This is a genomic window from Hymenobacter rigui (genome assembly GCF_003944715.1).
GTDB lineage: Bacteria > Bacteroidota > Bacteroidia > Cytophagales > Hymenobacteraceae > Hymenobacter > Hymenobacter rigui.
This window is the reverse complement of sequence record NZ_RWIT01000002.1, coordinates 343,524-355,813: the sequence shown is the minus strand read 5'-3', so window position 1 is coordinate 355,813 and position 12,290 is coordinate 343,524. Positions and strand designations below refer to the sequence as shown.

Here is a 12,290-nt window from a genome sequence, read left to right as displayed (position 1 = left end):
CTTTGCCGCCAGTCATGCCAAACCTGCTTTCCTACCTGCTGCTGCCCCTGAGCTGGCTGTACGCGGCCGTAATGGCCGGGCGCAACTGGCTGTACGAGCAAGGCTGGAAGCCGCAGACGGCCTTCCCGGAGGTGCCCGTGCTGAACGTGGGCAACCTGCGGGTGGGCGGCACCGGTAAAACGCCCCACGTGACCTGGCTGGTGCAGTGGCTGCGGCAGCAGGGGCAGCGCCCAGCGTTGCTGAGTCGGGGCTACGGCCGCCGCACCCGCGGCTACCGCCTCACCAGCCCCACCGATACCGCCGCCACCGTGGGCGACGAGCCGCTGCAGCAGTTTCAGCAGTTTGCCGGGCAGGTGCCGGTGGCCTTGTGCGAAGACCGGGTGGCGGGCATCCGGCAGCTGCTCCAAGAGGTGCCCGACCTCACGGCCGTAGTGCTGGATGATGCCTACCAGCACCGCCGCGTGCAGCCGGCCTGCAATATCCTGCTCACCGAGCAGCAACGGCCCTTTTACCAGGATTGGGTGTTGCCCGCCGGCCGCCTGCGCGAAAGCCGCCGTGGAGCCCGCCGCGCCGACGTGATTATTGTAACCAAATGCCCCCTGCAGCTGCCGGCCGCGGAGCAGCAGCAGATTACCCGGCGCATCCGGCGCTACGCCCGGCCCGATGTGCCGGTGCTGTTTTCGGGGTATGCCTACGGCGCGCCGGTGGCGGTGCCCGGCACCGCCGCCAGCGTCCAGCCCGGGCCGGAAGTGGTGTTGCTGACGGGTATTGCCCAGCCCGGGCCGTTGGTGGAGTATCTGGCGGAAGCCGGCTACCGCATCCGGCACCACGCCCGCTTCGCCGACCACCACGCCTTCTCGCCCGCCGACCTGCAGGCGCTGGCGGCGCAATTACAGCCGGGTCAATGCGTTCTGACTACACAGAAGGACGCCGCGCGCCTGATGGAGCCACATTTGGCTGCAAGTGTGCGCAATTTGCCCGTATTTTACATTCCTATTGAAGTTCGTTTCCTGGCCGACGGTGCTGCCCGGCTCGCGGAGCAGCTCACCGCTTATTTTCCGCCCCACGTTGTTGTCTGACTCACTGCTGACTGCTTTTTTCTCTGCCAAGCCGGCCCGCTGCGCCGCATCCACGGTGCGCTGCCGGGTGCGCCAGGCGTTGCCCGTGGCTGCCCTGCTGGGGGTGGGGCTATTGCCGGCCACGGGCCAGGCACAGGTGCTCGATGACTCCACTAAGGTGCGCTACGGGGCGCACACTACCTTTATTCTGAAGGAGCGGGATTTGCTGCGCGAAGACACGTTGGGCCAAGTTATTGATACCACGCTCACCCGCCTGCCCCAGCAGCGCTACTGGGCCCACGATACTACGTTTCAGCAGGATCTGGGCAACTTTGGCACGGCTTCGCGGCGGCTGCTCTGGGAGCCTAACCTGAAGCTGGGTGCCCGCCTGGGCCGTAACGTATTCGATAAGTACGCCCGCAACGCGGCCGATGTGCCGTATTACGATACCCGCTCACCCTACACGTTTTTTCGGTTCCACCAGGGCAACCCCTACGAGCAGATTTTTGAGCTGTCGTACGCCCGCAGCCTGAAAAAACACTTTAACGCGGGCTTCGCCTACGAGCGGTTCGGGGCCAACAAGGCGGTGGCCGTTACCAACACCAAAACCGGACAGGTAGAACACAGCAACTTCCTGTTCTTCGTGCGCTACGACTCGCCCGAGGGCCGCTACCACGCCATGTCCAACTTCAGCACTGCCCGGCATCGGGTGGCGGAGCAGGGTGGCATTCAGCCCCAGTTAGTCACTAACAATCCGGACGCTCCCAGTGACTTCGAGAATGGGAAGGTTATCCTGTCGCAGCTGTTTGATTATCAGCGCGAAGTAGTCAGTCTTACCAAGGCTATCAACCGGGACGACCGGGACGAGCTGCGGCTGGCTCACACCTACCGCCTGCTGGGCCGGGGCCTTACCGTTTTTCACATTTTTGACTATAGCCGCCAGCTCAATAAGTACACCGACGAGGCCCTGTCGAGTACGGGCGGCGTGGCGCGTTTTTACCCGCTCATCCGGCGCACCACCACCGTCACCGACGACCGGGCCGAGTTCCGGCAGCTGGAGAATACAGTAGGAGTACTGGGGCATACCAGCGCGGTGGAGTACCGCCTGTACGGCCGGCAGCGTACTTTCCGGCTCATCACCCGCAGCAATATTGGGGAGCCGGCCGTACTCCGGCCTGCTCTGCCCGATTCGACGGGCACGCAGCTGTTTGCCGGCGGTACGGCCGCATTCCGGTACCGGCAATTTGCCATTGAAACGGCCGGTGAGCTGAAGCTCTCGGCCCGGCTCGGCAACATCGGCAATACCGAGTACTGGCTGCGCGGGGCTGCCCGCCTGGGGCCATTGCGCGGTGAGGCCCTGATTAGCAGCTATGCTCCCACACTCACCGAGCTGCGGCTGGTAGGCAACCACTACGCCTGGGACCACACCGAGAACAGCACCGACTCCTTCCAAAATACGCAGGTGCAGCAGCTACGGGTGCAGGTAGCCCAGCAGCTGGGTAAGCACTACCTGGAAGCCGCCGGCACCGTGGCCAATATTCAGAATCTGGTGTATTACACGGCCGACGCGCCGGGTGGACAGTTTGGGGCGCCTCAGCAACTGGGCACGGCCCGGCAGCTAACCACGCTCATGGCCCGCTACCGCCTCACCTGGGGCAAGTTCGTGGCCGACAACCAGGCAACCTATACCATCGGAGCGGGTGCCGATAACCCGGGTCTGCGCATTCCGGCGCTGGTGGGCGAGTCGCGGGTGTACTACCAGGGGTACGTATTCAAGAAAGCATTACTGGGCCAGGCGGGCGTGCAGGCCTATTTTCAGTCGCGCTGGAAAGCCTACGACTACAGCCCCAGCACCCAGCAGTTTTACGTGCAGGATCACTTCACGGTGCGCAATACGCCGGTGGTGGATGTGTTCCTGAGCGGTGACATCCGAACAGTAGGGTTCTTCCTGAAAATGGCCTACGTCAACCAGTTCCTGCCTCAGTCGGGCTACTTTGCCGCGCCGTACTACGCAGCTCTTCCGCGCCGGATGGAGTTCGGTATCCGCTGGCAGTTCTTTAACTAAGTTGTGAAATGGTGAAAGGTGAAGTTGTGAATCCCACAAACGGAGAAGTGCCGACTTCCCATCATGTCCCTACTTCACCTTTCACCATTTCACCCTTGCTTCCATGAAAGAAAAAACCATTCTTAAGCTCAAGCTGAACTCTGACCCGCGGTGGGTGGATATTGCCAGCAAGAACATTGTCGATATTCTGGTGGACCATGCTTATTGCGAGCAGAAGGCCGCCAGCACCGGTATTTCGCTGATTGTGAAATACCCCGAGAAAACCCGGCTGGTAGAGGAGCTGACAGCTCTGGTAGCCGAGGAATGGGAGCATTTTGCCCGGGTGCTGCAGGAGCTGCACAAGCGCGGCCACGAGCTAGGCCGGCCCCGCCGCGACGAGTACGTGGTGCAGCTGATGAGCCACGTGCGCAAGGGCGGAGCCCGGGAGCGGCAGCTAATGGATCAGCTGCTGGTAAGTGCTCTGATAGAGGCGCGTAGCTGCGAAAGGTTCAAGCTCTTGTGGAAGCACATTCCAGATCCTGAGCTCAGCCAGTTTTATTATGAGCTGATGGCTTCAGAGGCCGGTCATTTTGTAAGCTATGTGGATCTGGCCAAAGAATATTGCAACCCCCAGGAGGTGGATGCCCGCTTACAGGAGTTACTCAAAATTGAAGGTGAAATTGTCACCAGCTTGCCGGTCCGCGACGACCGGATGCACTAATCCCCTCGGTACTGGCCGGTTTGGAATAAGTAGATACGTATTTGTAGTATATCCATATAGTTTTATACATTGGACATTACCTATTCATCCCTGCCCCTTATGAAACAACCTGTACAACTGCTACTTGCCCTGTTGCTGAGTATCCCGTTTGGCTGCTGGGCACAGGCTCCCGCCGATGTGGCCCCGGTCACGCTGAATTTCTGCGGCGTTGAGCTGCCGGTGGAAACCGGCTGCACGCCCAACAATAAATACCAGCTAACGTGTGGTAATTACCAGGTAACGTGGATGTATCTGGATTTCAGTGTAATGAAGACGTTTCCGGCTCAGTTTATCAAGCAGGCAGAAAAGAAGCACAAAGGCACTGAGAAACAGCCATTCGACTGCGTGATTCTGGATGGGCCGCCGGCTCAGGGAACTCGCCTGAGTTATCCCACCGATGCTGGCGGCATGGCGTACGAACTGGTAGCCTACGGAATTGCCAAAGGCCAGCCCGTACTGCTGGATATTGTGCTGCCTACCGACCCGGAAAAGACAGCCGATTTGCCTGCTATTGTGCAGAAAATCATGCGCTTGCAGAAATAGGCTGGCCGCCTAAGGTGCAGGCGCAACTGGTGGAACAGGCGTATTTGGCGGCTGCGAAGCCAGTAGCCCGGCCGGCACGGACAACTCACCTGTATGTGGATCGAGCAAACCGTTGCGCTCATCCTCGATATTGGTGGCCTGGGTATACACGTCGCCGGCCATGGGTCGTTTGCGCAACTCCTGCTTGAACTGCCGAATACGCTCCGCGCGCTCCTCGGCGCTCTGGGGGCCGCCGTAGTCAGCAAAGCCAAATCCACCCCACTCACTGATAACCAGTGGTTTTTGTCGGCCGTAGAAAAACGGGTCGCCGATAACCAGCGGCAGTACTGCCACATGGTCCAGGTCGCCGTATACCATACGGTCCAGCAGCTCCGCCCAGCGGTTCACGTCCGGCGTATACACGTGGGCCGTCAGCAAATCTGATTTCAGCCGGCCTTCCTGCGAAATATGCTGCCACCCGTCGTTGTCCACCACCAGAAACTGCGGGTGGTGAATCTGCAGGTAGTGATACATATCGATAATGTAGCGGCGGGTTTCGGGGTTGGTGGCAATGTCCTGAGCTCCCCAGTCCTCGTTGTACAGGCTCCAGATAACAACCGACGGGTGCGACTCAATGAGGGCCAGCATGCGCAGCAGTTCCGCCCGGTGATTTTCCCGGCTCCGGGGGGTAGAGGAGTGCGGGCTCGGCACTTCCACCCACAGCAGCAGCCCCAGCTCGTCGGCCAGGTTATAGATGCGCGGATCGACGCCGGCAATGTGCACCCTTACTAAGTTGCATCCCAGAGCCTGCATGGCATGCATGTGCCGCTGCATTTCTTCGTAAGTAGCTGTACCGGGCTGATACAGAATGCCATCCAGATAGATTGGCTTGTTGTTGAGGTACACGAATTTGCCGCGCGATTCAATTTTGCGCAGGCCGAAATGAGTTTCAATCTGGGCGGAGTAGCCCCTGTCGTCAATTAGTTGCGCTACGAGGCGGTACAACGTAGGCGCGCCGGGCTCCCAGAGGTGGGCCCCGGTGAGCTCCATAACCACCCGCTGCCGCCGCTGACCCGTTTCCAGGCGGAGCGTAAAATCGGAGGTGGCCAGGGGTTGAGGAGTGGGCGCCACCTGGTCGAATACCTGCAGGCGAAGCGTATATATGCCCGGGTCGTGGATGCGGGTGGTCAGGTTAAAGCGCACCAGTTGATCTTCAATTACGCTATCCACCCCCACGCGGGAGCGGAGGCGGTTGCGCTCCACCATTTCCAGCCACACGCTGCGCACGGCTCCGGTATAGGTCTGGTACCAGATGCCGCCCCGCTTGTACACGTGCGACTCCTGCTTACCCCGGGGCGTTTCGGCATCCATCGTGTCCACAATGCGCACTGTGAGGCGGTTTACCGGCCGCAGGTGTTCTTCACGCAGCTCAAACGAAAACGAGGTGTATTCCCCGTAGTGTACCTCTTCGCCCTCAATAGTGGAAAGCAGAAAGCCGTTGAGCCATACACGGGTTTCATAGCCGCAGGCCCCGAATGTGAGCTGAAACAGCGAGTTGGTGTCCGTGTCGTCGCGTTCCGGCAGGGGGAATTCCCGCTCGTACCACACCACTACTTTGTCGCGCCAGCCGGGGGTATCGGGCAGGGCCTGCTTTAGATGGTCCTCCACGGAGCCCGGCCAGCTGGCGGTGCTGGTGTACGGGTGCGAGAGGTACCACAGGTCGCGCAGGCCTGCATCCTCCGGGTCCAGGGCAAACTTCCACTCCCCATCCAGCAGCAGGTAATTGTTGGTGCGCAGCACGGCGCGGGGCAGCGGATTGGCCGTGCGAATATCGTGCTGACTGGTAGAGAAACCGAAGTTGGAATTGGCAGAATCGGACATAGCGGCAAATCGAGGGTGTTGTATACAAACGAGGCCGGGAAGTTGACGGATACCCTAACCCCATGAAATACACATTCCTGTACGCCACTGGCATACAGGAATGTGCCTACACGCAAAGCGTGGGAGAGAAGCCGTCAGGGGTTAGGTTTTCTGCTTCTTCTTTTTAGCTGCCGGAAACAGGATGTTGTTCAAAATCAGGCGGTAGCCGGGGGAATTGGGATGCAGGGAAAGGTCCGTCGGTTCCTCTTCCACCAGGTGCTGATAGTCCTCCGGGTCGTGGCCGCCATAGAACGTCCAGGTGCCTTTGCCCAGCGTGCCGTGCATGTAACGCACCTCTCCGGAGGCCTTGTTGTCGCCCATCACTACCACGTCCGGCTTAATCAGCTGCTTGCGGAAAGCCGTGGTCTGACCCATAAAGCCGTGCACGGTACGCTCGTGGTTCTGGGTGAGCATGGTCGGTACGGGGTCGTACTTGGCCGAGAAGGTGAACAGCTGAAAGTAGTCGTTGTCTTCGTACACGCCCCGCTCGCGTGGGTCCATGTCGATGTTGCTGTACTCGTACTCGTAGGGGTTCATGCGCAGCTGAAAGTTCTGAAAAGCCAGCGTGCGGTTGAAGTTGAGCTTGGATTGGGCGGCAGGGTCGGCGGGGTCTCCATCGTACATGGTTTCCACCATGTCCACGCCCAGCCCGGCCAGGGCAATGTCGTAGGAGTCGGTGGCGGAGCACATGGCAAACAGGAAGCCCCCGCCGGCAATGAACTCCTGCATTTTCACCGTTACGGCGGCTTTCATCTGGCTGACTTTGGTAAACCCATTGCGCTTGGCGGCGGCTTCGGCGTCGCGCTGCTGCTGCTGGTACCAGGGGCGGGAGCGGTACGTCGCGTAGAATTTGCCGTATTGCCCCGTAAAGTCCTCGTGGTGCAGATGCAGCCAGTCGTACTTGGGCAGGTCGCCGCGCAGCACTTCGTCGTCGTAAATCTGGGTGTAGGGAATTTCGGCGTAGGTAAGCACCATTGTCACGGCGTCGTCCCAGGGCTGCTTGCCTTTAGGCGTGTACACCGCAATTTTGGGCACCTTCTCCAGCTTCATCACGTCCATGTTGGCGTTGGGGTCGGCTATTTCCGACAGAACACTGGTGTACTGAGCCTCGGAAATTACCTGGTACGTGACGCCCCGCACGGCCAGCTCATTCTCGGCCCCGGCCACTACATCAAAGGCAAACGCACCGCCGCGGTAGTTCAGCAGCCAGTCCACCTCCACCTGCTTGCCCAGCAGCCAATAGGCCGCCCCGTAGGCTTTCAGGTGTTCCTTCTGGGTGTTATCCATCGGGATGAGGATGTGGTTGGCCCAGGCACCGAGCGGCTGCGCGAGGCCGGCAGCCAGGAGCGTCAGGAAAGCAAAAAGGCGGGGAAACTTCATACGTGGGCGAAAGTCAGGCGGCAGACCGGCAAACCGGACCGGAGTAAAACAGCGTCAGCCGTTGGAATCCGAACAATCCGATTAATCCATCTAAATCCGTGATTCAAGGTAAGAAATCCGGGTGGGAGTTTCATGGAAAACCCGTTACCTTGCGGAACCGGCCGTTGGTGGTTGCGCGCCCGATGCAGGGTTTCCAGCATTTCCGGTAGGTCCCATCCGCGTCCGTAGTTGACTGCCCCCGTTATGCACTTGCTGGAAAACATCAAAGAGGCGTTTCGTTCCATCCACAGCAATCTGCTGCGTACCATTCTCACGGCGCTTATCGTGAGTATCGGCATTATGTCGCTGGTGGGGATTCTCACGGCCATTGATGCCATGAAGGCCTCGCTGAACTCCACGTTTGCCAGTTTGGGAGCCAATTCCTTTGAAATCAAAGCGAAAGGCTACTCCAACCGGATGCGGCGCGGGGGCGTGCAGAACAAAACCTACCCGGCACTGACCTATCTGCAGGCCCGACAGTATAAAGCGCAGCTGGGCGAGGAGGCCAAGGTAGGCCTTTCGGCGTTTATTGCGGGAGCCGTGGAGGTGAAAGCCAACGGGGTGAAAAGCAACCCCAATATGCAGGTAGTGGCCGGCGACGAAAACTACCTCATGATTCAGAACTACAACCTGAAGGGCGGCCGCTCCTTCTCGCCGGCCGAGCTGGATAACGGGACCAACGTAGTCATTGTAGGTGCTGAAATCAAAGACAAACTGTTCCCCAACCAGAGCCCCCTCGATAAGTATGTGTACATGCTGGGCCGCCGCTTTCTGGTGGTGGGGGAGCTGGAGAAAAGCGGCAGCAGTATGGGTGGCAGCGGGGCCGACCGGCTACTGCTGATTCCGCTGGAAACCGGCAACCAGATGCCCCGGCAGCGCGCCCTTACCTACGACGTCAAAACGGCCACCCTCGACCCTGTACAGCTTACTTACCTCACCGGCGAGGCTACCCGCATTATGCGCGCCGTGCGCCACGACCAGTTGGGCCAGGAGGACAGCTTTGAGCTGGAACGCTCCGATTCTTTGGCCGGCAAGCTGGATTCCTTATCGGGAAACCTCAAAATGGGCGGCTTTCTGGTGGGCTTCATCACGCTGCTCGGAGCCAGTATTGCCCTCATGAACATTATGATGGTGTCGGTAACGGAGCGGACCCGGGAAATTGGGATTCGGAAAGCCCTGGGGGCTACGGCCCTGCAAATCCGCCAGCAGTTCCTCATCGAGGCCATTGTGATTTGCGTGCTGGGCGGCACGCTGGGCATTCTGCTGGGCGTAGCCATGGGCAACGGCGTATCGTTGTTCGTGGGCAGCGGCGGCTTCATTGTGCCCTGGCTCTGGATGATAATCGGGCTGGTGATATGCGTATCGGTGGGCCTGGCATCGGGGTATTACCCCGCCAGCAAAGCCGCCGCCCTCGACCCCATCGAGTCGTTGCGGTTTGAATAGAAGCAATAGGAGAGAGGTAGGTCTGGACGCATTTGCTGCCGCTCATTCCCTGTACCGGAAAGTGGTTGTGTATTCGACTGACAGCCGTTCAGCAACCTACATTCCTGCCTTCGGGCCAGGCGCTAAACCAGCCCTCAACCGCTCCCCGGATTCGGTCCTCTGCTCACGCTGAGGTTCCGCCGACAGCGCAACCGGGCCGATAAAAATCAGCTCCGATCAGTCACTGCCAGCGCATCAGCACCGCGCGCTACTGCACGCCCGCATTTCCAATCTGGATACGGCCCGGCAGGAGTCTGAACCACACCTCGATTCGTTGGTCCAGGTGCTGTTCCAGCACGATCCAGCTGGCCTGGGAACTGCCGCTGAATCTTTTCCTGTGTATCCCGGAGCTGGCCCACCGCCAACTTTATCAGCTACCTAAAACTGACAATCCTGAGCACCTTCTGCACCTAATTACAGCAGGAGACATACCTGTGGTTTGGCGAGGGGTACACTAGATTGTGTCTGAAAACTCTCAAACGGTCATGCTGAGCTTGTTGAAGCATCTCTGCCGCTTCGTGACAGCAACATTTCAACGAAGCGGTAGAGATGCTTCAACAAGCTCAGCATGACCGTCAGCAGATCAGACCCTACTTTTCAGACACAGCCTAACCAAATCTTAAGTCGCGCTGACGTTGGTTTATAATGCGTGGTGTTAGTAGTTCAGTCTCAGAAGGTCACAAGCTGGTAGGGTAAGAGGCCCTGAAATCTGAATTGCTTCGGGCAGAGCGGAGCTACGCTGGAAGCAGGTATACCAAGCGGAGCGCTCATTATTTTATCCGCACACGTCAGTCGGCACTTCGCACGGTAGTGCGCTCGGGATTGCGCGGTACTCTGAAGGCTGCTGGGGTAGTAGTACGCTTTTGCTCACTGATTGTAGCGCCAAGCAGTTTTGCAGAAGCGGATGTCAGCAGAGTTGGTCTAATGAGAGGAGCAAATAATTCATTTGGCTGTTTTTGTATACATTTGCATAAATAATCATTTGGATATGAATGAATCATCAACCGTAGGACAGCGTATTGCACAGCTCATTCAGCAATTAGGGTTGAGTAAGAATGCCTTCGCAATTTCCCTGGATAAGACAGCTACCGTTATTCAACATTTGGTTGAAGAGCGGAATAAACCGGGTTTTGACCTTTTGTGTAAGATATTTGAAGTGTATCCAAATGTATCAAAAGACTGGTTGATGCAGGGTGAAGGCACCATGTGGAATTCTACTGAGTCTGTTTCTTCCTCTGCCAAAGCACCAGAAGCTACTACGCCAGCCACGCCGACTTCCTCAGCCACTGCCCCGGTAGCGCCCGCTGTGGAAGCCCCTGCCGAGCCTGCCCCGCAAACACCCGCAGTTCCGGCAACGGCGCTTGAGCCCGCGCCGTTGCCTACGCCGGCCGCGCAGACAAGCGCTCCGCTATCAGCTGCGTCATCTTCAATTTCCGAGCCGGCTGCCGCATCTATCCCCGTGGTTGCTGCTCCGCCTGTATCGGATGCGGGAGCTTGGCAAACGGCATTATACACGCAGCAGATGGCCCACCAGCTGGCTCTGGCAGAGCTTCGCAATCAGCACATGCAGGAGCAGCAGCGGCTGATGCAGCAGATGATGGACCTGATGCAGCGGCAACTAGCAAAGTAGGTATTATACAAATGGAAAAGACCCGAAAGATTAATCTTTCGGGTCTTTTCCATTTGTATAATATGCCTAGTGGTGTAATACTTCTATACCTACCTCTTCTGCTTCCATCAGGTTCTGTGGATTCACGGCGGTCAGGCGCAGGCGTTTCAGTTCGCCTACCAACAGCGGATCGTACTTGGCCGTTACACGGATGTAGTTGGGCGTGAAGCCTTCCATCTGGCCGTTCGTTACGTCATCCTCAAAGAGAACCTGCGTTTCCTGGCCAGTGTGCTGCTCGTAGAAATAGCGCTTTTTCTTTTCGGAGAGGCTGCGCAGCTGAGTGGTACGCTCGTGGCGGTGGCGGTCCTGTACGCGGCCTGGCAGCGTGGGCGCCAGTGTATTTTCGCGCTCCGAGTACGGAAATACGTGCAGGTAGCTCACGTCCAGCTCGTTCAGAAATTGATAGGTTTCCAGGAAATCGGCCTCGGTTTCGCCGGGAAAGCCCACAATAACGTCCACCCCGATGCAGGCGTGGGGCATCACCTCTTTAATGAGGGCCACGCGCTCCTGGTACAGCTCGCGGCGGTAGCGGCGGCGCATCAGGCCCAGAATCTTGTTGGAGCCCGACTGCAGGGGAATGTGGAAGTGGGGCATAAACCGCTTCGACTGCGCCACGAAACGAATAATTTCATCAGAGAGCAGGTTCGGTTCGCAGCTGCTGATGCGAAACCGCTCGATGCCTTCCACTTCATCCAAAGCCCGCACTAGGTCGAAGAAGTTTTCCTTCCGCTCCCGCTCGGGGCCCTGCAAGCCAAAATCACCGAGGTTGACGCCCGTCAGCACAATCTCCTTCACGCCGGTTTCGGCCAGCTTCTGCACCCGTTCTACCACGCTCTGCACCGAGCCCGAGCGGCTCTTGCCCCGGGCCAGGGGAATGGTGCAGAAGGAGCAGGAGTAGTCACAGCCGTCCTGTACTTTTAGGAAGGTGCGCGTCCGGTCACCGTAGCTATGGGCCGCGTGAAACTCGGTGGCTTCGGAGATGGGTGACGCAAACACCTGGCCCGGCTGACCCGCTGCGGGCTTTTGAAAGCCCGCCAGCGTTTCAACCAGTTGAAATTTCTCGGCGGCCCCCAGCACGGCGTGCACGCCCGGAATTTCAGCAATTTCCTGGGGCTTAAGTTGGGCGTAGCAGCCCACAATGGCCACGAAGGCCTCGGGGTTGTGCTTCAGGGCTTCCTTTACCACTTTCCGGCACTTGCGGTCGGCGTGGTCCGTCACGGAGCAGGTATTGATAACGTAGATATCGGCCGCGTCCTCAAAGGCCGCTTTTACGAAGCCGTGCTCCTCAAACTGCCGGCCAATAGCGGAGGTTTCGGAGAAGTTGAGCTTGCAGCCCAACGTGTAAAAGGCGACTTTTCTGGTTTCCATTTCCATAACAAGGCCGCAAAGATACAGCGGAAGTTGCGGGTTTCCGGT

At 58.5% G+C, this 12,290-nt stretch carries 9 protein-coding genes; 6 read left to right on the top strand and 3 right to left on the bottom strand.

Features of this window, described 5'->3' with window-relative positions; genetic code table 11:
- The first annotated feature begins 14 nt into the window (after positions 1-14).
- The 4 genes from lpxK (at position 15) to EI291_RS05690 (ending at position 4,405) form a co-directional block, all read left to right on the top strand.
- Complete coding sequence (lpxK, locus tag EI291_RS05705) at positions 15-1,079, top strand: tetraacyldisaccharide 4'-kinase (RefSeq protein ID WP_125418848.1); 1,065 nt, start codon at positions 15-17, stop codon at positions 1,077-1,079.
- Positions 1,072-3,123 (top strand): putative porin, encoded by a 2,052-nt coding sequence (locus EI291_RS05700; protein WP_170172528.1) that lies wholly within the window; start codon positions 1,072-1,074, stop codon positions 3,121-3,123. The genes lpxK and EI291_RS05700 overlap by 8 nt, the downstream gene beginning before the upstream one ends.
- A 103-nt stretch (positions 3,124-3,226) precedes the next feature.
- Positions 3,227-3,823 (top strand): tRNA-(ms[2]io[6]A)-hydroxylase, encoded by a 597-nt coding sequence (miaE, locus tag EI291_RS05695; protein ID WP_125418846.1) that lies wholly within the window; start codon positions 3,227-3,229, stop codon positions 3,821-3,823.
- A 99-nt stretch (positions 3,824-3,922) separates the two neighbouring features.
- A complete protein-coding gene (locus tag EI291_RS05690; RefSeq protein WP_125418845.1) occupies positions 3,923-4,405 on the top strand; it encodes a hypothetical protein in 483 nt (160 codons plus the stop codon).
- A 9-nt stretch (positions 4,406-4,414) separates the two neighbouring features.
- Here EI291_RS05690 and EI291_RS05685 read toward each other — a convergent pair whose 3' ends face one another.
- Together EI291_RS05685 and EI291_RS05680 are read right to left on the bottom strand one after the other, a co-directional pair.
- Positions 4,415-6,265, bottom strand: coding sequence for a glycoside hydrolase family 2 protein (locus EI291_RS05685; protein ID WP_125418844.1), 1,851 nt, complete (start codon positions 6,263-6,265; stop codon positions 4,415-4,417).
- A 141-nt stretch (positions 6,266-6,406) separates the two neighbouring features.
- Complete coding sequence (locus EI291_RS05680) at positions 6,407-7,684, bottom strand: asparagine synthetase B (protein WP_125418843.1); 1,278 nt, start codon at positions 7,682-7,684, stop codon at positions 6,407-6,409.
- 243 nt (positions 7,685-7,927) lie between these two features.
- On the opposite strand from EI291_RS05680, the gene EI291_RS05675 reads away from it, so the two are divergent.
- Positions 7,928-9,166 carry an ABC transporter permease gene (locus EI291_RS05675; protein WP_125418842.1) on the top strand — a complete coding sequence of 413 codons (1,239 nt, stop codon included), beginning with the start codon at positions 7,928-7,930 and terminating at the stop codon, positions 9,164-9,166.
- A gap of 985 nt (positions 9,167-10,151) precedes the next feature.
- On the top strand, positions 10,152-10,835 hold the full coding sequence (locus tag EI291_RS05670) for a helix-turn-helix domain-containing protein (RefSeq protein WP_125418841.1): 684 nt from the start codon (positions 10,152-10,154) through the stop codon (positions 10,833-10,835).
- Positions 10,836-10,901: 66 nt separating this feature from the next.
- On the opposite strand, the gene mtaB is transcribed toward EI291_RS05670, so the two are convergent.
- Positions 10,902-12,248 carry a tRNA (N(6)-L-threonylcarbamoyladenosine(37)-C(2))-methylthiotransferase MtaB gene (gene mtaB / locus EI291_RS05665; RefSeq protein WP_125418840.1) on the bottom strand — a complete coding sequence of 449 codons (1,347 nt, stop codon included), beginning with the start codon at positions 12,246-12,248 and terminating at the stop codon, positions 10,902-10,904.
- Positions 12,249-12,290 lie beyond the last annotated feature (42 nt).